General features: G+C 71.4%; 22 protein-coding genes, 1 tRNA gene and 1 riboswitch. All 23 genes read left to right on the top strand.

All coding sequences use genetic code 11. The features are described from left to right. The first annotated feature begins 52 nt into the window (after window positions 1–52). The 23 genes from steA to gcvP all read left to right on the top strand — a co-directional run bounded on the left by steA (window position 53) and on the right by gcvP (window position 21164). Window positions 53–1240 (top strand): putative cytokinetic ring protein SteA, encoded by a 1188-nt coding sequence (gene steA / locus VF557_12215; GenBank protein ID HEX8080970.1) that lies wholly within the window; start codon window positions 53–55, stop codon window positions 1238–1240. Next, entirely contained in the window at window positions 1237–2157 is a 921-nt protein-coding gene (locus VF557_12210) for a copper transporter (GenBank protein HEX8080969.1), read from the top strand. Before steA ends, VF557_12210 begins: the two co-directional genes overlap by 4 nt. 117 nt (window positions 2158–2274) lie before the next feature. Further along, entirely contained in the window at window positions 2275–4023 is a 1749-nt protein-coding gene (locus VF557_12205) for a CTP synthase (GenBank protein HEX8080968.1), read from the top strand. Next, the gene (locus tag VF557_12200) at window positions 4020–4670 is read left to right on the top strand and encodes an NUDIX hydrolase (GenBank protein HEX8080967.1); all 651 of its coding nucleotides are present in this window, start codon (window positions 4020–4022) and stop codon (window positions 4668–4670) included. Before VF557_12205 ends, VF557_12200 begins: the two co-directional genes overlap by 4 nt. Beyond that, window positions 4671–5702, top strand: coding sequence for a site-specific tyrosine recombinase XerD (xerD, locus tag VF557_12195; protein HEX8080966.1), 1032 nt, complete (start codon window positions 4671–4673; stop codon window positions 5700–5702). Between the two features lie 157 nt (window positions 5703–5859). Continuing rightward, a complete protein-coding gene (locus VF557_12190) occupies window positions 5860–6861 on the top strand; it encodes a ParA family protein (GenBank protein ID HEX8080965.1) in 1002 nt (333 codons plus the stop codon). Further along, window positions 6858–7781 (top strand): segregation/condensation protein A, encoded by a 924-nt coding sequence (locus VF557_12185; GenBank protein ID HEX8080964.1) that lies wholly within the window; start codon window positions 6858–6860, stop codon window positions 7779–7781. Before VF557_12190 ends, VF557_12185 begins: the two co-directional genes overlap by 4 nt. After that, window positions 7781–8425, top strand: a complete 645-nt coding sequence (gene scpB / locus VF557_12180) for an SMC-Scp complex subunit ScpB (GenBank protein HEX8080963.1) — start codon at window positions 7781–7783, stop codon at window positions 8423–8425. Before VF557_12185 ends, scpB begins: the two co-directional genes overlap by 1 nt. Window positions 8426–8430: 5 nt before the next feature. Then, window positions 8431–9174 (top strand): pseudouridine synthase, encoded by a 744-nt coding sequence (locus VF557_12175; protein HEX8080962.1) that lies wholly within the window; start codon window positions 8431–8433, stop codon window positions 9172–9174. Between the two features lie 72 nt (window positions 9175–9246). Beyond that, window positions 9247–9609, top strand: coding sequence for a chorismate mutase (gene aroH, locus VF557_12170; protein ID HEX8080961.1), 363 nt, complete (start codon window positions 9247–9249; stop codon window positions 9607–9609). A gap of 178 nt (window positions 9610–9787) precedes the next feature. Then, complete coding sequence (cmk, locus tag VF557_12165; protein ID HEX8080960.1) at window positions 9788–10489, top strand: (d)CMP kinase; 702 nt, start codon at window positions 9788–9790, stop codon at window positions 10487–10489. A gap of 3 nt (window positions 10490–10492) precedes the next feature. Then, the gene (der, locus tag VF557_12160; protein ID HEX8080959.1) at window positions 10493–11875 is read left to right on the top strand and encodes a ribosome biogenesis GTPase Der; all 1383 of its coding nucleotides are present in this window, start codon (window positions 10493–10495) and stop codon (window positions 11873–11875) included. A gap of 83 nt (window positions 11876–11958) precedes the next feature. Then, window positions 11959–12032, top strand: a tRNA-Pro gene (locus VF557_12155). Window positions 12033–12129: 97 nt separating this feature from the next. Then, the gene (locus tag VF557_12150; protein HEX8080958.1) at window positions 12130–12735 is read left to right on the top strand and encodes a CDP-alcohol phosphatidyltransferase family protein; all 606 of its coding nucleotides are present in this window, start codon (window positions 12130–12132) and stop codon (window positions 12733–12735) included. After that, window positions 12735–13679 carry a DUF881 domain-containing protein gene (locus tag VF557_12145; GenBank protein HEX8080957.1) on the top strand — a complete coding sequence of 315 codons (945 nt, stop codon included), beginning with the start codon at window positions 12735–12737 and terminating at the stop codon, window positions 13677–13679. The genes VF557_12150 and VF557_12145 overlap by 1 nt, the downstream gene beginning before the upstream one ends. Continuing rightward, entirely contained in the window at window positions 13676–14008 is a 333-nt protein-coding gene (locus VF557_12140) for a small basic family protein (protein HEX8080956.1), read from the top strand. The genes VF557_12145 and VF557_12140 overlap by 4 nt, the downstream gene beginning before the upstream one ends. Window position 14009: 1 nt before the next feature. Further along, the gene (locus VF557_12135) at window positions 14010–14819 is read left to right on the top strand and encodes a DUF881 domain-containing protein (GenBank protein ID HEX8080955.1); all 810 of its coding nucleotides are present in this window, start codon (window positions 14010–14012) and stop codon (window positions 14817–14819) included. Window positions 14820–14938: 119 nt separating this feature from the next. After that, window positions 14939–15325, top strand: coding sequence for a glycine cleavage system protein GcvH (gene gcvH / locus VF557_12130; GenBank protein HEX8080954.1), 387 nt, complete (start codon window positions 14939–14941; stop codon window positions 15323–15325). Window positions 15326–15524: 199 nt separating this feature from the next. Beyond that, a complete protein-coding gene (locus VF557_12125; GenBank protein HEX8080953.1) occupies window positions 15525–15989 on the top strand; it encodes an FHA domain-containing protein in 465 nt (154 codons plus the stop codon). After that, the gene (locus tag VF557_12120) at window positions 15986–16723 is read left to right on the top strand and encodes a MerR family transcriptional regulator (protein HEX8080952.1); all 738 of its coding nucleotides are present in this window, start codon (window positions 15986–15988) and stop codon (window positions 16721–16723) included. Before VF557_12125 ends, VF557_12120 begins: the two co-directional genes overlap by 4 nt. A 64-nt stretch (window positions 16724–16787) precedes the next feature. Further along, window positions 16788–17285: a bifunctional nuclease family protein gene (locus tag VF557_12115; GenBank protein ID HEX8080951.1), complete on the top strand. Its 498-nt coding sequence runs from the start codon at window positions 16788–16790 to the stop codon at window positions 17283–17285. A gap of 223 nt (window positions 17286–17508) precedes the next feature. Beyond that, window positions 17509–18063 (top strand): MerR family transcriptional regulator, encoded by a 555-nt coding sequence (locus VF557_12110; protein HEX8080950.1) that lies wholly within the window; start codon window positions 17509–17511, stop codon window positions 18061–18063. A gap of 40 nt (window positions 18064–18103) precedes the next feature. Further along, window positions 18104–18200: riboswitch (glycine riboswitch) on the top strand. 90 nt (window positions 18201–18290) lie between these two features. Continuing rightward, window positions 18291–21164 (top strand): aminomethyl-transferring glycine dehydrogenase, encoded by a 2874-nt coding sequence (gcvP, locus tag VF557_12105; GenBank protein ID HEX8080949.1) that lies wholly within the window; start codon window positions 18291–18293, stop codon window positions 21162–21164. Window positions 21165–21193: the final 29 nt, after the last annotated feature.

Below are 21193 nucleotides of genomic sequence, written 5' to 3'. Positions count from 1 at the left end.
CTCGCGTGGCGCAGTACCCTGATCGGCTGCCCGGATGGCACCATCGAAACCCATGAGAATCGCACTCAGGCAGTCGGACCGGCGACGGGACGCCGCGCTGCCCGGTATCAGCGGGGTCGTCCGGCTGGACCGGCGGGTGGGCCGACTGCTGAACCGGCTGCGCGCCGGTGACATCGCCGTCATCGACGTCGCGGATCTGGACCGTTCGACCGCGGACGCCCTGGTCGCTGCCGGAGTCAGCGCGGTCGTCAACGCCCAGCCGAGCATCTCCGGTCGTTACCCCAACCTGGGCCCCGAGGTGCTCATCGCCAACGACGTCGCGCTGCTGGACGCCGTCGGCACCGAGATCTTCGCCGAGGTCAAGGAAGGCTCGCGGCTGCGGCTGGACGACGACGTGCTCTACATCGGGGACAAGGTCGCCGCTCGCGGCACCAGGCAGGACGCCGACACGGTCCGGGTCGCGATGCGGGCTGCCAAAGCGGGCCTGTCGGCCCAGCTGCAAGCCTTCGCCGCCAGCACCCAGCAGCACATGGAGCGCGAGAAGGAGTTGCTGCTCGACGGCATCGGGCTGCCCGAGCTCAGCACCTCCTTCCGCGGCCGGCATGTCCTGCTGGTCGCCAAGGGCTATGACTTCAAGTCCGACCTGCGCTCGCTCAAGCACTACATCCGGGAGTTCCGTCCGGTGCTGGTCGGCGTCGACGCGGGCGCCGACGTCCTGCGCGAGGCCGGTTACCAGGCCGACCTGGTGATCGGCGAGCTGGACCTGGTCTCGGACGCGGCGTTGCGCGAAGCCGCCGAGGTGGTCGCGCACGCCGACCATCACGGCCGGGTCAGCGGGCTGGCCCGGGTGCAGGACCTGCGCATCGAGCCGGTCATCTTCGCCTCCTCGGGCACCAGCGAGGACGCCGCGATGCTGCTGGCCGACGCCGGCTCGGCCCGGCTGATCATCACCGTCGGGATGCGCGCGACCCTCGAGGAGTTCCTGGACGCCGGCCGCGGCGGGATCGCCTCGACGGTGTTGACCCGGCTCAAGGTCGGTGGCCGGCTGGTGGACGCCAAGGCCGCCGCGCAGCTGTTCCAGACCCGGGTGTCGGCGGTGTCGCTGGTGCTGCTGGCGGTCGCCGCGGTGCTGGCGATCGCGGTCGTCCTGGTCGCCGGCCTGGCCGGCGACAGTTACCTCAATCTCCTGGCCGACGGTTGGGACCACCTTGTCTCTTGGCTTAGGGGCCTGTTGTCGTGATCTCGTTCCGGTACCACCTCGTCTCGATCATCGCCGTCTTTCTCGGCATCGCGCTCGGCGTGGTGGTGGGGACCAGCGCGCTCAACGGCGCGGTGGTCGGTGACCTGCGCAGTCAGGTCAGCGACACCAAGAAGAACAGCAGCGCCGTGGCCGCGCAGAACCAGGTGCTGCGGGCCCGTTCGGCCAACGCCGACCTGCTGGCCCAGACCTTCGGCGCCAAGATCGCCGGCAACGCCCTGGCCAAGACCCCGGTGGTGCTGCTCGGCGCCCCGGGAGCGTCCAAGGGGCTCAAGGACGCGATGGCAGCCCAGGTCCGGGCCGCCGGCGGAACCGTCGCCGCCAACCTGCAACTGAGCAAGCACTTCAGCGATCCGCGGCGTGCCAATGACATCAGGTCTCTGGCGACCTCGGGCCTGCACCCGATCGGCCTGCAACTGCCGACCACCGATGACGCCGGCACGCTGGCCGGGGCGCTGCTCGGTTTCGTCCTGCTCGGCCACGGTCAGAGCACCGACCTGGCGCAGGTGATCGCCGGATTCGGCACCCTCAACATGATCAAGGCGGAGAGCCCGTCGGTGGCGCCCGGCAAGCTGGTGTTGCTGGTCGCGCCCGGCGCCCTGCCCAAGGACGACGAGGCCGGCAGGATGCTGCTCTCCTTCAGCGCCCAGCTCGGCGCCAGCACCGGCGGGCCCACCGTGGTGGTCGGGGATCCGGCCGCCAACACCGCCGGCGGGCTGGTGGCGCTGGTGCGCAACGACGAGGTCGCCAACAAGGCCGTGTCGACGGTGGACGACGCCAACAGCCCGCTCGGCGAGCTCACCGTCGTGCTGACCGCCGCCGACACGGTGGCCGGGCGAAAGGGTCATTACGGAACCGGCGCCAACACCGACGGGCTGCTGCCGGGAGCCGGTGGCTAGTGTCGCTCGCGCGGCCCTGACGCGGTTCGTGTTACCGTGAACTCCCGTGGATATGAGGGGTTTCCTTGAGAGACCCCGGCTCCGCACCTCACATCGGATGCGACCACGGGAGTCTCGTTGGCTCAGTCAGCCCGGACCACTAAGCACCTGTTCGTCACCGGCGGCGTCGCCTCCTCTCTCGGGAAGGGGCTGACCGCCTCGTCGCTGGGCAGCCTGCTCAAAGCCCGTGGCCTGCGGGTCACCATGCAGAAGCTCGACCCGTACCTCAACGTCGACCCGGGCACGATGAACCCGTTCCAGCACGGAGAGGTCTTCGTGACCGAGGACGGCGCCGAGACCGACCTCGACATCGGCCACTACGAGCGATTCCTCGACACCGACCTGGTCGGCTCGGCCAACGTCACCACCGGGCAGGTGTACTCGGCGGTGATCGCCAAGGAACGCCGGGGTGAGTACCTGGGCGACACGGTGCAGGTGATCCCGCACATCACCAACGAGATCAAGCACCGGATCCGGTCGATGGCCGCCCCGGGACCCGACGGCGAGATTCCGGACGTGGTGATCACCGAGGTCGGCGGGACCGTCGGCGACATCGAGTCGCTGCCGTTCCTCGAAGCCGCCCGCCAGGTCCGCCAGGACGTCGGCCGGGACAACTGCTTCTTCCTGCACGTGTCGCTGATTCCCTACCTGGCCCCGTCCGGGGAGTTGAAGACCAAGCCCACCCAGCACTCGGTCGCCGCGCTGCGCAGCATCGGCATCTCACCCGACGCCGTGGTCTGCCGGGCCGACCGGGAGATCCCGGCCAGCGTCAAGCGCAAGATCTCGCTGATGTGCGACGTCGACACCGAGGCGGTGGTCGCGGCGGTGGACGCCCCGAGCATCTACGAGATCCCCAAGGTGCTGCACGACGAGGGCCTGGACGCCTATGTGGTGCGCCGGCTGGGCCTGCCGTTCCGGGACGTGGACTGGTCGCTGTGGGGCGGGTTGCTGGAACGGGTGCGCCACCCCAAGAGCGAGATCAGCGTCGCGCTGGTCGGCAAGTACATCGACCTGCCCGACGCCTACCTGTCGGTCACCGAGGCGCTGCGCGCCGGCGGCTTCGCGCACCGGGCGAAGGTGTCGCTGCGCTGGGTCGCCTCCGACCTCTGCGAGACCCCGGCCGGCGCGGCGGCGCAACTGGCCGGGGTGGACGGGGTGGTGATTCCCGGCGGTTTCGGGATCCGGGGCATCGAGGGCAAGGTCGGAGCGATCAGGTACGCCCGCGAGCGAGGAGTGCCGACGCTGGGGCTGTGCCTGGGCCTGCAGTGCATGACCATCGAGGTGGCCCGTGACGTCGCGGGGCTGCCCGACGCCAACTCGGCCGAGTTCGAGCCCGAGACCCCGGACCCGGTGATCGCCACCATGGCCGACCAGGTGGAGGTGGTGGCCGGCAACGCCGACCTTGGCGGCACCATGCGACTGGGCAGCTATCCCGCCGAGCTGGTGCCGGGCTCGATCGTGGCGATGGCCTACGGCAGCACCCAGGTCACCGAGCGGCACCGGCACCGCTACGAGGTCAACAACTCCTACCGCGAGGTACTGGCGGCGTCCGGGCTGGTCATCTCCGGAACCTCGCCGGACGGCCGGCTGGTGGAGTTCGTGGAGCTGCCGCGCGAGGTGCACCCGTTCTTCGTCGCCACCCAGGCCCATCCGGAGCTCAAGTCACGGCCCACCCGGCCGCACCCGCTGTTCTCGGCCTTCGTCGCCGCCGCCATGGAGTACAACGACCAGGAACGGCTGCCGGTGGAGATCCCGGATGCCCCCGAGGGCTCCGGGGCCATCGAGACTCCCGCGGAGTTCGCGACGTCCGGCCCGGTTTCCGGATGAGCGCTGACCGGCACCACTTCGAGGTGCTGTCCTCCGAGCACCGCTTCACCGGAAAGGTGATCGCGGTGCGCACCGACGCGGTCCGGATGCCTGACGGCTCGGTGGCCAACCGCGATGTGGTGGTCCATCCGGGCGCGGTGGCGATCCTGGCGCTGGATGCCGACTCCCACGTCGTGATGGTCCGCCAGTACCGGCATCCGGTCGGTCACGAGCTGCTGGAACTGCCGGCCGGGCTGCTCGATGTCGAGGGCGAGTCGGCGCTGACCGGCGCGCGCCGGGAGCTGAACGAGGAGGCCGCCCTGGTGGCGGCTGACTGGGCGGTGCTGCTGGACATCTACAACTCCTCCGGAATGAGTGACGAGGCGATCCGGATCTACCTGGCCCGCGGGCTCACCGAGGTCGGCGAGCAGGACAGGTTCGCGCCCGAGCACGAAGAGATCAGCATGACCGTCGAGCGCTACCCGCTCGACGAGCTGGTCCGGATGGCGCTGGCCGGCGAGCTGGTCAACGGCACCGCGGTGGCCGGGGTGCTGGCGGCCTGGGCGGCCCGGGCCGACGGCTGGTCGGGGCTGCGCCCGGCCGATGCCGCCTGGCCGGCGCGACCTGAGCGTGCGGGTGCCGACCAGGCCGGACCGGCGGCAGGCTGAATGGCGCTGGACACGCTCGACGCGGCTGGCGCGGCGCCGTCCAGCACGCCGTCACCAGCTGGCGCGGCGCCGTCGGGTGACACCGCGGCGCCGGCCCCTCGGCCCAGCGCCGCGACCCGCACCGTCACCAGCTACCTGGACCACCTCGCCGTCGAACGCGGCTCCTCGGCCAACACCCTGAGCTCCTACCGCCGGGACCTGCGGCGCTACCTGCGCTATCTCGCCGACCACGGCATCGACTCGCTCACCGAGGTCCAGGCCTCGACGGTGAGCGGCTTCCTGGCGGCTCTGCGCGAAGGCGATCCCGACCATCCGGCGCTGTCGGCGGCCTCGGCCGCCCGCGCGGTCGTCGCGGTCCGCGGCCTGCACAAGTTCGGCTACGCCGACGGTCAGCTGGCCGCCGACGTGGCCCGCGAGGTCAAGCCGCCGGCGCCGCCCCGCCGGCTGCCCAAGGCCATCTCGGTCGAGGACGTCGAGCGGCTGCTCGATGCCGCCGACTTCGACCAGACTCCGTTGTCGGTGCGCGACCGGGCGCTGCTGGAGATCCTCTACGGAACCGGCGCGCGGATCTCCGAAGCGGTCGGCCTGGACATCGACGACCTGGACCTGGCGGGCCACAGCGTGCTGTTGCGCGGCAAGGGCGGCAAGCAGCGGCTGGTGCCGCTGGGCTCGTTCGCCGCCAAGGCGCTGTCGGCCTACCTGGTCCGGGTGCGCCCCGAGCTGGCCAGGCAGGGTCGCGGCACCCCCAAGGTGTTCCTCAACGCGCGCGGCGGGCCGCTGTCGAGGCAGAGCGCCTGGACGGTGCTGCGCGGCGCGGCCGACAAGGCGGGCCTGGGCACCGACATCTCCCCGCACACCCTGCGGCACTCGTTCGCCACCCACCTGATGGAGGGCGGCGCGGACGTCCGGGTGGTGCAGGAGTTGCTCGGCCACGCCTCGGTCACCACGACCCAGATCTACACCCTGGTGACCGTCGACCAGCTTCGCGAGGTCTATGCGGTAGCACATCCGCGCGCCCGGGCCCGACCGTGACCGGGCGGGTCGCCGGACGGGCCGGAGGTGGCGCTGAGCCGGGCGGTGAAGGCGGGTCGCAGCCGTTCACCGGTACCCGTGGTGGGGTAACCTCCGGACGGGCTAAGCAAGCTGTGCAGCGGCGCAGCGGGGCACTTGCGAGGAGCGCGCACTCTCTATGACGACGTCCGATAGGCCCGGGGCCGGACCCGCCGAGGCAGCGGCGTTCGAGTCGCTGCAACTGCCGCTGAACGTGCCCGAGCGCGAGAGCGAAGCCGGCGGCTCGTCGGGCAGTGGCTCGTCGGGCAGTGGCTCGTCCGGCAGCGGTTCGGCCGACGCCGCGAAGTCGGCAGACCCGGCCCGGACCCGGCAACGCCGGCCGCTGGTGCAGCCGGAGCCGTTGAAGCAGCACGGCCCGGCCCGGGTGATCGCGCTGTGCAACCAGAAGGGCGGCGTCGGCAAGACCACCTCGACCATCAACCTCGGCGCGGCGCTGACCGAGTTCGGCCGCCGGGTGCTGCTGGTGGACTTCGACCCGCAGGGCGCGCTGAGCGTCGGGCTGGGGGTGCAGCCGCACCAGCTCGAGCGCACCACCTACAACCTGCTGATGGAACGCTCGGTCGGCCTCGACGAGGTGCTGCTCAAGACCGGCGTGCCCGGCATGGACCTGCTGCCGTCCAACATCGACCTGTCCGCCGCCGAGGTCCAGCTGGTCAACGAGGTCGCCCGCGAGCAGACCCTGGCCCGCACCCTGGCGCCGCTGCTCAACGACTACGACTTCGTGCTGATCGACTGCCAGCCCTCGCTCGGGCTGCTCACCGTCAACGCGTTGACGGCCGCCCACGGCGTGATCATCCCGCTGGAATGCGAGTTCTTCAGCCTGCGCGGGGTCGCGCTGCTCATCGACACCATCGAGAAGGTGCAGCAGCGGCTGAACCCGAACCTGCGCCTCGAGGGCATCCTGGCGACCATGTACGACGGGCGCACCCTGCACGGCCGGGAGGTCTACAGCCGGGTGCTGGAAGCCTTCGGCGACAAGGTGTTCGACACGGTGATCTCGCGGACCGTCCGGTTCCCCGAGACGACCGTGGCCGGCGAGCCGATCACCACCTGGGCGCCGACGTCCAACGGCGCCGTGGCCTACCGCGAGCTGGCGATGGAGGTCCTTTCCCGCCCGTGAGCCGAACATCGCCGGATGATCTGGCGCCGGATGATCTGGCGCTGGAGGACCTGCCCGAGGAGTGGGACCTGCCGGCCGAGCCCGAACCGCTGGTCAGCGGCGGCGCCCAGCAGCGGTTCAGCGTCCGGCTGGACAACTTCGAGGGCCCGTTCGACCTGCTGCTGACCTTGATCAGCCGGCGTCAGCTCGACGTCACCGAAGTCGCGCTCTCCCAGGTGACCGATGACTTCATCAGCTATCTCAAGGCGGCCGGCGACGAGTTCGACCTGGGCCAGGCGACCGAGTTCCTGGTGGTCGCCGCGACCCTGCTCGACCTGAAAGCGGCGCGGCTGCTGCCCGCCGCCGACGTCGAGGACGAGGAGGACCTGGCCCTGCTGGAGGCACGCGACCTGCTGTTTGCCCGGCTGCTGCAGTACCGGGCCTACAAGCTGGCAGCCGCCCACCTCGCCACGCTGGCCAAGCAGGCCGGGCGCAGGTTCGGTCGCGTCGCCGAGCTCGAGCCCCGGTTCGCGGCCCTGAGCCCCGAGCTGCGGATCGGCGTGGACCCGCAGCAGTTCGCCGCCATCGCGGCCGGCGCGCTGCGGCCCCGGCCGGTCCCGGTGGTCGGGGTGGAGCACCTGCACACCCCCCGGGTCAGCGTGCGCGAGCACATGACCGCGATGGCCGGACGGCTGGCCCGCACCGGGTCGGCGACCTTTCGCTCGCTGATCGCCGACTGCGGCTCCACCCTGGAAGTGGTGGCCCGCTTTCTCGGGCTGCTGGAGCTCTACCGCGACGGCGCGGTGAGCTTCGATCAGGCTGAGGCGCTGTCCGAGCTCAGGGTGCGCTGGATCGGCGGCGCGGTCGGCGTCGGTGGACAGGACAGCGAGGCCGGGCCCGTCCCGATGACCGGCTTCGACCCAGATGAGGAGTACGGCTGATGACCCAGCCGCAGGACGTGGCCCCGGACGACGGGTTCCGGCTGGCCGAGTCGCCTACCTCGGTCGACGCCGGCTCCGGCACCCCGTCGCTGGATCTGACCGAGCCGGCGGTGCTGCGCTCGGCGCTGGAGGCGTTGCTGTTCGTGGCCGACGGCCCGGTGCAGCTGGATCAGCTGGCAGCGGCGGTGCAGCGCCCGGTGACCGAGGTCGCGCAGGCGCTGGCCGAGATCACCGCGGAGCTGGACCGGCGCGGCGCCGGCTGGCAGCTGCGGCCGGCCGCCACCGGCTTCCGGCTCTACACCCGAGAGCGGTACGCCCCGATCGTGGAGGCGTTCCTGCTCGACGGCCAGCGCAGCAAACTCAGCCAGGCCGCGCTGGAGACGCTGGCCGTGGTGGCCTACCGGCAACCGGTGACCCGGGCCAGGATCTCGGCGATCCGGGGGGTCAACGTCGACGGGGTGGTGCGGACCCTGCTGGCCAGGGAGCTGATCACCGAGGTCGGGATGGATCCCGAGACCGGCGGCGGGCTCTACCGCACGACCGATGCCTTTCTGGAGAAGATGGGCATCGCGTCGGTGGAGGAGTTGCCCTCGCTGGCGCCGCTGCTGCCCGAGCTGGACACCCTGGACCTCGACGAGCTCTGACGCCGATGAGCCCCGACCAGCCCGCCGAGGGCATCCGACTGCAGAAGGTGCTGGCCGGCGCCGGCCTGGGCTCCAGGCGCGCCTGCGAGCAGCTGATCGCCGAGGGCCGGGTCACCGTGGACGGCCGGGGGGTGGCCGAGCTCGGCGCCCGGGTCGATCCGGAGACCGCGGTGGTGCGGGTCGACGGCAAGCGGGTCAACCTGCGCTCGGGCCAGGTGTACCTGGCGCTGAACAAGCCGCGCGGCGTGCTGACCGCGATGTCTGACCCGCACGGCCGTCCCACGGTCGGTGACTACGTCACCGACCTGCCCGAGCGGCTGTTCCACGTCGGCAGGCTGGACGCCGACACCGAAGGCCTGCTGATCCTCACCAATGACGGCGAGTTCGCCCACCGGCTGGCCCATCCCTCGCACGAGGTGGTCAAGACCTACATCGCCGAGGTGCCGGGCCCGGTGGACCGGTCGCTGGCCAGGCGGCTCAAGGCCGGCATCGAACTCGACGACGGCCGGGTCAGCGTCGATGACTTCCAGCTGATCGACTACTCGGCAGGCCGGGCCCTGGTGCAGGTGTCGTTGCACGTGGGCCGCAACCACATCGTCCGGCGGCTGCTGGAGGCGGTCGGGCACCCGGTCGACAAGCTGGTGCGGGTGGCGATCGGCCCGGTCCGGCTGGGCGATCAGCGGCCCGGCTCGGTACGGGAGCTGACCGGCGTCGAGCTGGGCGAGCTCTACCGGCAGCTCGGCCTCTAAAGTCGACTACGACCACGGCCCGCAGCGGCCGACTGGGGCCGGCGAACCTGCCGGCACGACGGAGGGGAACCGGTGAGCGTTCGGGCGGTGCGAGGCGCGATCCAGGTCGAGCTCGACGAGCGGCAAGCGATCCTGGACGGCGCCTCGCAGCTGGTGACCGAGGTGATGGCGCGCAACAAGATCGAGCCGGACCAGCTGATCTCGATCCTGTTCACGGCCACCCCCGACCTGAAAGCCGAGTTTCCCGCCTACGCCGCCCGGCAGCTCGGGCTGACCGACGTTCCGCTGATGTGCGCCACCGAGATCGCGGTGCCCGGCGCGCTGCCCCGGACGCTGCGGCTGCTGGCGCACTTCGACACCGACCTGCGCCGCGCCGACATCAGGCACGTCTACCTCGGCGGGGCCGCGGCGCTGCGCACCGACCTGCCACGCTAGCCCTCCGCCCTGCCACGCTAGCCGGCCCAGGCGCGGCAGGGCGCACGTGGGGAGTCCAACCCCCGCCGGACCCCGTACTCTGGGACTGCCCGGCCTCCGGTCGGGCTGGTTCGCCCGCCGAGCGCGGTCAGCGAACGCACAGCCCAGACAGCTGTCGTGACCAGGACTGGACGCCGCAGTGCCTACCGATTTCAGCGAGGCCCCCGAGTTCCGGGGAGTCGTTGCCCTCGATGGACCCTCGGGCACCGGAAAGTCCACCGTCGCCAGGCTGCTGGCCCGGCGGCTGCGGGCCCAGTACCTCGACACCGGGGCGATGTACCGCGCCGCCACCGTGGCGGTGCTGCGGGCCGGCGTCGACCCCGAGGACCCGGTCGCCGTCGCGGGCCGGGTGGCGGCCAGCCGGATCGACGTCGGCACCGACCCCTGGCACAGCAGCACCCGGCTCGACGGCCGCGACGTCGAGCGCGAGATCCGGACGGCGGCCACCACCGCGGCGGTGTCAGCGGTATCGGCCGTCCAGGCGGTCCGCACCCAGCTGGTCGCCCAGCAGCGTCTGATCATCGGCCGGGCGCCGACGGTCGCCGAGGGCCGCGACATCGGCTCGGTGGTCTGGCCCGACGCCGAGCTGAAGGTGTACCTGACCGCCCGCGAGGACGTCCGGGCCCGCCGCCGGGCCGGTGAGCTCGGCGAGGACGACCTGAACCGGGTCACCCAGGCGCTGCGCCGGCGCGACGACTTCGACTCCAGCCGCGCGGCCAGCCCGCTGCGGCGCCCCGACGGGTCGATCGATGTCGACACCTCCGAGCTGAGCATCGACGAGGTGGTCGAGGTGCTGGCCGCGCTCGCCTTTCAAGCTGTCAGCACCGCGGATCGGGCCTGAGCCATGACAGAGCCGGACCTCGAGGCCGCCCAAGAGACCGCCGAAGGGACCGCCCCCGAAGAAGCCCTGCCGGTCACCCCGGTGGTGGCCGTCGTCGGACGTCCCAACGTCGGCAAGTCGACCCTGGTGAACCGGATCCTGGGGCGGCGCGAGGCGGTCGTGCAGGACATCCCGGGCGTCACCCGGGACCGGATCGCCTATGACGCCTACTGGGGCGGCCGGCAGTTCACCCTGGTCGACACCGGCGGCTGGGAGCCGGACGCGACCGGCCTGCAGGCGATGGTGTCGCGGCAGGCCGAGCAGGCCGTCGTGACCGCCGACCTGGTGCTGTTCGTCATCGACTCGCGCACCGGGGCCACCGAGACCGACCTGGTGGTGGCCCGCACCCTGCGCCGCGCCGGGCGCCCGGTGGTGCTGGCGGTCACCAAGGTCGACGACGAGCGCGGCGAGTCCGACGCGGCCGAGGCCTGGTCACTCGGCCTGGGCGAGCCCTACCCGGTCAGCGGGTTGCACGGCCGGGGCTCGGGCGACCTGCTCGACGCGATCCTTCAGAAGCTGCCGGACGCCCCGCCCGAACGCGACCCGGTCGGCGGCCCGCGCCGGGTGGCCCTGGTCGGGCGTCCGAACGTCGGCAAGTCCAGCCTGCTGAACCGGCTGACCGGCGAGGAGCGCTCGGTGGTGGACGCGGTGGCCGGCACCACCGTCGACCCGGTGGACTCGCTGCTCGAGCTGGGCGGTGAGACCTGGCGCTTCGTCGACACCGCCGGCCTGCGCAGACGGGTCACCAACGCCTCGGGCATGGAGTACTACGCCAGCCTGCGCACCGCCAGCGCGATCGAGTCCGCCGAGGTCGCGGTGGTGCTGCTGGACGCCTCCGAGGTGATCTCCGAGCAGGACCAGCGGGTCATCTCGATGGTCGTGGAGGCGGGCCGGGCGCTGGTGATCGCCTTCAACAAGTGGGACCTGGTCGATGAGGACCGGCGGCTGCAGCTGGAGAAGGAAGCCGACTGGGAGCTGCAGCGGGTGCAGTGGGCGCCCCGGGTGAACGTCTCGGCCAAGACCGGACGGGCGGTGGAGAAGCTTTCCGGCGCGCTGCGCCTGTCACTGGCCTCCTGGGACCGCCGAATTCCCACCGGCCGGCTCAACAGCTGGCTGACCGAAGTGGTCAACGCCACCCCGCCGCCCGGCCGGGGCGGCAAGCACCCCCGGGTGCTGTTCGCCACCCAGGCCGACACCCGGCCGCCCCGCTTCGTGCTGTTCACCACCGGCTTCCTGGAGGCCGGCTACCGGCGATTCCTGGAACGCAAGCTGCGGGAGGATTTCGATTTCCAGGGCAGCCCGATCGAGATCTCGGTACGGGTCCGGGAACGCCAGCAGCGCGGCTGAGCCGCCCGCGCTGGCAGGACCGGCCAGCCGGGTGCGCTAAAGTTGCGGCGGTTCGCTCGCACCGATCGCGGTGCTGAGCGGAGCGGGCTGTAGCGCAGCTTGGTAGCGCACCTGACTGGGGGTCAGGGGGTCGCAGGTTCAAATCCTGTCAGCCCGACATCGCCTTGCGCGAGCACGGTGTTTCCAACAGCGTCGTTGGCATCGCCTGCTGGCGGGGGCCGGTAGCGGTGAGGTTCGGCAGGAGGCCAGAGCGCGTGAGTTCGCAGCCCTCGGCCGTGGGGTCCACCGCCGCGGACCGGCCGATGGTGCTCACCGTGCCCAACCTGCTCAGCTTCTCCAGGCTGCTCGGGGTGCCGCTGTTCCTGTGGTTGCTGCTCGGCCCGCACGCCGACGGCTGGGCGCTGGTGGTGCTGATGCTCAGCGGGGTCACCGACTGGGCCGACGGGGTGCTGGCGCGCAAGCTCAACCAGACCTCGCGACTGGGCGCGCTGCTGGATCCGGTGGCCGACCGGCTCTACATCCTGGCCACCCTGATCGGGCTGGTGCTGCGCCACGTCATCCCGCTCTGGCTGGCGGTGCTGATCATCGGTCGGGACCTGGTGCTGGCCTGCACGTTGCCGGCCCTGCGCCGGCGCGGGCTGACCGGGCTGCCGGTGCACTACCTGGGCAAGGCAGCCACCTTCAACCTGCTGTACGCGTTCCCGCTGCTGCTGATCGGCTCGCACCCCGGCACCCTGGGCGAGGTCGTCAAGCCGATCGCCTGGGCGTTCACGATCTGGGGCACCGGGCTCTACCTGTGGGCCGGCGGGCTCTACCTGATCCAGTTCCGCCAGGTGATCACCAGGCAGGCGACGCCCTAGTGGCCACGGTGAACCAGCCGGGCGCGACCGCGCTGAACCAGCCGGGCGCGGCCCCGGCGAGCCCGTCCGGCGCGATGCTCGACGACCTGCTCAACAACGTGCTCGACCCCGGCTACCGGATCGCCTGGCAGGCCCCGCCGGCTAGGCGGCGTCGCTGGTGGGACGGGCCGTTGCTGTGGCTGGCCTGCCTCGCGGTCGGCCTGCTGCTGGTGATGTCCTACCAGCTGCAGCACCGGTCCGCGCCGGCCCGCGAGGAGGCCCGCAAGGACCTGATCACCCGGATCGAGCGGCTGCAGGTGACCGGGGACTCCCTGGACGCCCGGGCCAAGGCGCTGGCTGCCGAGGTGGCCGACCTGCGCAACGCGCAGTTGCCGGGCGGCGGCGAGGAACTGAGAAGGCTGGAGCTGGCCTCCGGGGCGGTGGCCGTGACCGGCCCCGGAGTGCGGATCGAGTTGGACGAGCCGGCGGCGCCCACCCCGGCGGCCAGCGGCCGTCCCGGCGTCCCAGGCCCGGATCAGGTCGCGGTGCTGCGCGACCGTGACATCCGGGCGGTGGTCAACCAGTTGTGGGCCGGCGGCGCCGAGGCCATCGCGGTGAACGGCCTGCGGCTGACCTCCACCTCGTTCATCCGGTTCGCGGGGGAGTCGGTGCTGGTGGACTTCCAGCCGATCAGCCCGCCGTACACCATCGAGGCGATCGGTGACCGCAACGGACTGCTGGTCAACTTCGCCGACTCCGGCATCGCCCGGCAGCTCAAGACGATGGCCGCGGTGAACGGCATCACCTTCGAGTTCAGTGGCAAGTCCAAGCTGCAGCTGCAGTCGGTTACGGTGGGCCGGCCGCACTATGCCGGCCTGGGAGCCGTTCCCGGGACGTCCGGCCCCAGCGCCAGCCCGTCCCCTTCCAGTACCCAGTCGCCCACCAGTACGGAGTCCCCCCGATGATTGCGGCGATCGCCCTGGCCATCGGCGTGGTGCTGGGCCTGGTGTTCCGCCCGACCGTGCCGCTGTGGCTGGAGCCCTACCTCCCGATCGCCGTGGTGGCCGCGCTGGACGCGGTCTTCGGCGGCGTTCGGGCCAGGCTGGACGGCATCTTCGTGGCCAAGGTGTTCGTGGTCTCGTTCGTCTCCAACGTCCTGATCGCCGCGCTGATCGTGTTCATGGGCGATAAGCTCGGGGTCGGCGGCCAGCTGTCCACCGCGGTGGTGGTGGTGCTGGGCATCCGGATCTTCGGCAACGCCGCGGCCATCCGACGACACCTGTTCCGGGCCTGAGATGGCAGAACCGACCGACCCCCGCCCCGCCGTTTCCGGCCCGGCTGATACCAGCCCCGCCGTTCCCGGCCCGGCTGGCGCCGGATCCGGGCCGACCGATGCCGGATCCGGTGGGCAGCCGCCGCGGTGGAGCCGCAACCGCGGCGCCACCGCCCTGATCGGCGCGCTGCTGGCGATTCTCGGCTTCGCGCTGGCCGTGCAGTTCCGGTCCAACTCCGAGACCGACGCGCTGGCCGGCGCCCGCGAGGCCGACCTGGTCCGGATCCTGGACGACCAGAACAGCCGGATCGATCGCCTGCAGGACCAGATCGCCGACCTGCAGGCGGCCAGGCAGCGGCTGTCCGACAGCGGCAGCGACAACGTCGAGGCGCGCCGGGAGGCCCAGCGCCAGGCTGACGCGCTGGCCGTGCTGACCGGGGCCGCGCCCGCACACGGGCCGGGGATCCGGGTGCGCATCACCGACCCGGAGCGGGCGCTGCGCGCCGAGCACCTGCTCGACGTGGTCGAGGAGCTGCGGGGCGCCGGCGCCGAGGTGATCCAGTTCGGCCCGGTCCGGATCGGCGCCTCCAGCGCCTTCCTCGACTCTGGCTCGGGCGTGTCCCTGGACGGGGCCACCCTGCAGGAGCCCTACGAGCTGCTGGCCATCGGCGATCCCAAGACGCTGAACACCGCCCTGAACATCCTGGGCGGCGTGGTCAACACCGTCCGCGCGGCCGGCGGCGAGATCGCCATCGCCGAGCAGGCGCTGGTCAGCATCACCGTCACCAGGACCATTCCGACGCCGAAGTACGCCACTCCGACCGGTAAGTGAGAGGTCCTCGGCCGACCCGGTAAGGTCGCCGGAACCGTGTGCGTGGCGTGAACCGGCTTCGCGCCAGCAGCGGCGGCCGGCACCGGAGCAGCCCAACTCATCGACGAGGTGACCCAGACATGGCAGAGATCCCACCCGACCTGCGCTACACCAACGACCACGAGTGGGCGAAGGTGACCGAGGGCAACACCGTCCGGGTCGGCATCACCGACTTCGCGCAGAACTCCCTCGGCGACATCGTGTTCGTGTCGGTGCACGGGGTGGACTCCACGGTGGAATCCGGTGACACCTTCGGTGAGGTCGAGTCGACCAAGAGCGTCTCGGACCTCTACGCGCCGGTCAGCGGTTCGGTGGTGGCGCGCAACGAGGCGCTGGACTCCCAGCCCGACCTGGTGAACTCCGATCCCTACGGGGCCGGTTGGATCGCCGAGATCGAGGTCGCCGACGTCGCCGTGCTCGATTCGCTGCTCGACGCCGAGTCCTACGGCCAAGTCACCTCCGAGTGAACCTCCACCTCGCGTTGACCCTTTACCTCACCGCGAACTAGGCTCGGCGACACCGGCAATCCGCAAGGCGTGCCCGTCGCCGGATCGGTGATCTCGCTCGTCAGGCATAGAAGAAAGGGCGTTTGCTTCCGTGTTCTGCACCGCATGTGGCACTGAGAACTCAGCTGAGAGCAGATATTGCGCCCAGTGCGGAACTCCCTTGGCAGGCGCCAACCAGCCGGCCGGCGGCCGGCCCGGCGGCCCGGACGTGACCTCGATCCTGTCCTCCGGGCTGACCCCGGTCGGCGGGCCCGACACCGATGAGTTCTCACCCGAGGTCCATCAGCGCGCCATCGACGCGCTGGCCCCCGGCTCGGCGTTGCTGGTGGTCAAGCGCGGGCCGAACGCGGGCAGCCGGTTCCTGCTCGACCAGGACGTCACGACGGCCGGCCGGCATCCCGACAGCGACATCTTTCTCGACGACGTCACCGTCTCGCGCCGGCACGTGGAGTTCCGCCGCGACGGTTCCGGTTTCACGGTCCATGACGTGGGCAGCCTGAACGGCACCTACGTCAACCGGGAGCGGATCGACTCGGCGACCCTGGCCGGTGGCGACGAGGTCCAGATCGGCAAGTTCCGGCTGGTGTACCTGACCTCGCTGACCCGGAGCGGAGCGCGTTCGTGAACGCGGCCAGCCTGCCCGCCAGGGGGACGCTGTCGATCGGCGAGGTGCTGGCCCAGCTGCGCGCCGACTTCCCGGACGTCACGATCTCCAAGATCCGGTTCCTCGAGGACCAGGGACTGGTGCAGCCGGACCGCACCCCGTCGGGCTACCGCAAGTTCTCCGGCTCCGACGTCGCCAGGCTGAAGTACGTGCTCAGCCAGCAACGTGACCACTACCTGCCGCTGCGGGTCATCAAGGAACAGCTGGAGGCGATCGACCGGGGCCACGGCCACGGACCGGTGCCCAACAGCTCGGTGCCGCGGGCCGCTCACCCCGCCATCGTCGACAACGCCCCCACGCCGGAGCACTTCCGGTCCTCGGCCGCCGCGATGCGGTTGAGCCGCGAGGAGTTGCTCAACACCGCGGGTCTGCGCCCGGCCCAGCTGTCCGAGCTGGAGCAGTACGGCCTGATCAGCCAGCGGGCCGGCGGTTACTACGACGACGACGCGCTGGCGATCGCCCGGGTGGTGGCCGAGATGGCCAGGTTCGGCATCGAGGGCCGGCACCTGCGCGGCTTCAAATCCGCCGCTGACCGCGAGGTCGGGCTGTTCGGCCAGGTCGCCGGCCCGATGGCCAAGCAGCGCAGCGGCGAGGGCCGGGCCCGCGCCGAGGAGACGGTGCGGGAGCTGGCGGCGCTGTCGGTGCGCCTGCACGCCGCTCTGGTGCAGATTGGGCTACGTGAGATCGTCGGCTGAGCGGAGAACCGGCTAGGCTCGAAGGGGTCACGTCTCAAGACAGAAGAGGGGCTGCCAGATGACTCTGCATCCGCTGCAGGTTGTCGGCGTGCGGGTCGAGTTGCCCGCTAACCAGCCGGTGGTCCTGCTCAAGGAATCCGATGGCGCGCGGTACCTGCCGATCTGGATCGGCGCGGTAGAGGCCTCGGCCATCGCCTTCGAGCAGCAAGGTGTCCAAACCCCTCGCCCGATGACCCATGACCTGCTCCGGGACGTGATCAACGCGCTGGGCGGTGAGCTGAAGCAGGTCTCGATCACCGAGCTCCGGGACGACGTCTTCTACGCCGAGCTGCAGTTCGCCGACGGCACCACGGTCAGCGCCCGCCCTTCGGACGCGATCGCGCTGGCGCTGCGGACCGAGACCCCGATCGTGGGCGACGAGAGCGTGCTGGCCACCGCCGGCATCTCCATTCCCGAGGAGGACGAGGACGAGGTGGAGCGGTTCCGGGAATTCCTGGACACCATCTCCGCCGATGACTTCGCCGGCTCCGAAGGCGACGAGCCGCATCCCGGAACCAGCTGAGCACAGCCGCGCCGGCTGGCCAGCAGCCCGCCGAAAGTCTGCAGCTGAACTCGACGGTTACTTTTTCGGTCCGATCCGGCGAGCCGCATTGACCGTTGCAGCCACCGCGGCATACCGTCGGTAAATACCCACGGTGCAATTCGGTGGGCGCCGCGCCTGGTTCACCCAGAATCGGAGGCGGTCAGGGGATCGCAGCGATGTGCGCGGCAGGTAGGAGATCGACGTGCTGGACCATACGCCGGAGCAGGGCGAGCTGTTCTCCCAGCCGGGCATCGGCACTGACGACTCGGTCGGCTACCGCGGCCCCACCGCCTGTGCCGCCGCCGGCATCACCTACCGCCAGCTGGACTACTGGGCCCGCACCGAGCTGGTGGTGCCCTCGGTCCGCTCGGCGGCCGGCTCGGGCAGCCAGCGGCTGTACTCGTTCAAGGACATCCTGGTCCTCAAGGTCGTCAAGCGGCTGCTGGACACCGGCGTCTCCCTGCAGAACATCCGGCTGGCCGTCGACACCCTGCGCGAGCGCGGCGTGGACGACCTGGCCAGGATCACCCTGCTCTCCGACGGCACCACGGTCTATGAGTGCACCTCCAACGAAGAGGTGGTCGACCTGCTGCGCGGCGGTCAGGGCGTGTTCGGCATCGCCGTCAGCGGCGCGCTGCGCGAGCTTGCCGGCTCACTGGCGACCCTGCCGTCCGAGCGCACCGACGGCGCGGTCAGCACCGAGGCGGCCGCCGACGAGCTGACCCGGCGCAGGCAGCGCCGCACCGCCTCGGCCTAGGCGCTCACACCGGCCGGGCTGGTAACCTTGCAGGTACCGCTACACGCGCACGGGAGAGTTCGTCCAGCAGTTTCTGGACGGCGCCGAAGGGGCAATTTCCCCGCCAACCTCTCAGGCTGCAGGACCGTGCGTGCAGGTAGCTCTGAAGGGCGTCAGCCTGACAGAGGGGGAATAGCTCGGCTCACCGGCCGGGCTATTTCGGCCCTGTCTGAAGTTGGAGCCCCGTCATGGACAACGCTGCCGTTCCCCCGCTGACCCCGTTCTCCGCGCGACACATCGGCGTCACCGAGCCGGCGGACCAGGCCACCATGCTGAAGGCCCTCGGCTACAGCAGCCTGGACGAGCTGCTGAGCGCCGCCATCCCGCAGAGCATCCGGACCAAGCTCGAGCTGGCGTTGCCGCCGGCCAGCTCCGAGGCCGAGGTGGCCGCCGAGCTTCGGGCACTGGCGGCGCGCAACTCGCCGCGGGCCTCGATGATCGGCCTGGGCTACTACGACACCATCACGCCGCCGGTGATCCGCCGCAACGTGCTGGAGAGCCCGGCCTGGTACACCGCCTACACCCCCTACCAGCCCGAGATCAGCCAGGGCCGGCTGGAGGCGCTGCTGAACTTCCAGACCATGGTCGAGGACCTGACCGGCCTGCCCACCGCCGGCGCGTCGTTGCTGGACGAGGCGACCGCCGCCGCCGAGGCGATGGCCCTGGCGCACCGGACCTCGGCCGCTGCCAAGAAGGGCGCCCAGGTCTTTCTGATCGACGCAGACGTGCTGCCCCAGACCGTGGACGTGGTCCGCACCCGGGCCAACGCGCTCGGCCTGCGGGTGCTGGTCGCCGACCTCGCCGAGGACGTGCCGGCCGAGCTGGCCGATGGCTCGGTGTTCGGGATGCTGCTGCAGTACCCGGGCGCCTCGGGCCGGGTGCGTGACCTGCGCCCGCTGATCGAGGCCGCGCAGCAGGCCGGCGCGGTGGTCGCGGTGGCCGCGGACCTGCTGGCTCTGACGCTGCTCACGCCGCCCGGCGAGCTCGGCGCCGACATCGCGGTCGGCACCTCGCAGCGGTTCGGGGTGCCGCTGGGCTTCGGCGGCCCGCACGCCGGCTACATGTCGATCCGGGCGGGCCTGGAACGCCAGCTGCCCGGCCGGATGGTGGGCGTCTCGGTCGACGCCGAGGGCCGGCCGGCCTACCGGCTGGCGCTGCAGACCCGCGAGCAGCACATCCGCCGCGAGAAGGCGACCTCCAACATCTGCACCGCCCAGGTGCTGCTGGCGGTGATCGCCTCGATGTACGCGGTCTACCACGGCCCGACCGGGCTGCGGGCGATCGCTGCCAACGTGCACGCCCGGGCCGGCCGGCTGGCGGCCGCGCTTCGAGCTGGCGGGGTCGAGGTGCTGACCGAGGCGTTCTTCGACACGCTGACGGTCCGGGTGCCGGGCCGCGCCGCCGAGGTGCTGGCCGACGCCGACGCCGGCGGTGTCAACCTGCGGCTGATCGACGATGACCACCTCGGGATCGCCTGCGACGAGGCCACCACCGACGAGGTGCTCGCCGCGGTGCTGACGGCCTTCGGGGTGACGTCCGAGCTGCCGGCCGGCGCGCCGAAGGCCCTGCCCGCCGAGCTGCGGCGCGAGTCGGACTACCTCAGCCACCCGGTCTTCAACTCCTACCACTCCGAGACGGCGATGCTGCGCTACCTGCGCCGGCTGGCAGACCGCGACTACGCCCTGGACCGAGGGATGATCCCGCTGGGCTCGTGCACCATGAAGCTCAACGGCACCACCGAGATGGAGCCGGTCACCAACCCGGGCTTCGCTGACATCCACCCGTTCGCGCCGCACGGCCAGTTCGACGGCTACACCGCGCTGATCGAGGACCTGCAGAACTGGCTGGCCGAGATCACCGGCTACGACGCGGTGTCGCTGCAGCCCAACGCCGGCGCGCAGGGTGAGTTCGCGGGCCTGCTGGCGATCCACTCGTACCACCGGAGCCGGGGCGATGAGGGCCGTGACATCTGCCTGATCCCGGCCAGCGCGCACGGCACGAACGCCGCCTCGGCGGTGCTGGCCGGCCTGAAGGTGGTGGTGGTGGCCACCAGCGGCGCCGAGGGCGAGGTCGACCTCGATGACCTGAAGGCCAAGATCGCCCAGCACGCCGACCGGCTGGCGGCGATCATGGTGACCTACCCGTCCACCCACGGTGTCTTCGAGGACCACATCGGCGAGGTCTGCGAGCTGGTGCACGCCGCCGGCGGGCAGGTCTACGTCGACGGGGCGAACCTCAACGCGATGGTCGGGCTGGCCCGTCCCGGCAAGTTCGGGGCCGACGTCTCGCACCTGAACCTGCACAAGACCTTCTGCATCCCGCACGGCGGCGGCGGCCCCGGCGTGGGACCGGTCGCGGTGCGCGAGCACCTGGCGCCGTTCCTGCCCAACCACCCGCTGCAGCCGCTGGCCGGGCCCGCCACCGGGCCGGGGGCGATCTCGGCCGCGCCGTGGGGTTCGGCCTCGATCCTGCCGATCACCTGGGCCTACCTGCGGCTGATGGGCCCGGACGGCCTGACCGCCGCCACCGCCACCGCGATCCTGTCCGCCAACTACATCGCCGCCCGGCTGAACGAGCACTACCCGGTGCTCTACACCGGCGTCCGGGGCCTGGTGGCGCACGAGTGCATCCTGGACCTGCGCCAGATCACCAAGGAGACCGGCGTGACGGTCGACGACGTGGCCAAGCGGCTGATCGACTACGGCTTCCACGCGCCGACGATGTCGTTCCCGGTGGCCGGCACCCTGATGGTGGAGCCGACCGAGAGCGAGGACCTCGGTGAGATCGACCGGTTCATCGAGGCGATGATCGCGATCCGGGCCGAGATCGAGCAGCTGCGGGCGGGGGACTGGTCCGCCCAGGACAACCCGCTGCGCAACGCCCCGCACACCGCTCGGTGCCTGGTCGGGGAGTGGGACCACCCGTACAGCCGTGAGCAGGCGGTGTACCCGGCTGGGGTGGACCCGGCGTCGAAGTACTGGCCGCCGGTGCGCCGCATCGACGGGGCTTACGGGGACCGGAACCTGATGTGCTCGTGCCCGCCGGTGGCCGACTACGCCTGAGGCGGACTGCTAGGCGCAATGTCCAGCTT

Origin of the sequence: Jatrophihabitans sp., assembly GCA_036389035.1 — a bacterium.
GTDB lineage: Bacteria > Actinomycetota > Actinomycetes > Mycobacteriales > Jatrophihabitantaceae > Jatrophihabitans_A.
This window is presented reverse-complemented; position numbering and strand designations above follow the sequence as displayed.

What these genes read in the sequence shown, in the direction of transcription:
- steA (HEX8080970.1), top strand. Translation starts at nt 53, where the DNA reads ATGAGAATCGCACTCAGGCAGTCGGACCGGCGACGGGACGCCGCGCTG.
- VF557_12200 (HEX8080967.1), top strand. Translation starts at nt 4,020, where the DNA reads ATGAGCGCTGACCGGCACCACTTCGAGGTGCTGTCCTCCGAGCACCGC.
- xerD (HEX8080966.1), top strand. Translation starts at nt 4,671, where the DNA reads ATGGCGCTGGACACGCTCGACGCGGCTGGCGCGGCGCCGTCCAGCACG.
- VF557_12190 (HEX8080965.1), top strand. Translation starts at nt 5,860, where the DNA reads ATGACGACGTCCGATAGGCCCGGGGCCGGACCCGCCGAGGCAGCGGCG.
- scpB (HEX8080963.1), top strand. Translation starts at nt 7,781, where the DNA reads ATGACCCAGCCGCAGGACGTGGCCCCGGACGACGGGTTCCGGCTGGCC.
- VF557_12175 (HEX8080962.1), top strand. Translation starts at nt 8,431, where the DNA reads ATGAGCCCCGACCAGCCCGCCGAGGGCATCCGACTGCAGAAGGTGCTG.
- der (HEX8080959.1), top strand. Translation starts at nt 10,493, where the DNA reads ATGACAGAGCCGGACCTCGAGGCCGCCCAAGAGACCGCCGAAGGGACC.
- VF557_12140 (HEX8080956.1), top strand. Translation starts at nt 13,676, where the DNA reads ATGATTGCGGCGATCGCCCTGGCCATCGGCGTGGTGCTGGGCCTGGTG.
- VF557_12135 (HEX8080955.1), top strand. Translation starts at nt 14,010, where the DNA reads ATGGCAGAACCGACCGACCCCCGCCCCGCCGTTTCCGGCCCGGCTGAT.
- gcvH (HEX8080954.1), top strand. Translation starts at nt 14,939, where the DNA reads ATGGCAGAGATCCCACCCGACCTGCGCTACACCAACGACCACGAGTGG.
- gcvP (HEX8080949.1), top strand. Translation starts at nt 18,291, where the DNA reads ATGGACAACGCTGCCGTTCCCCCGCTGACCCCGTTCTCCGCGCGACAC.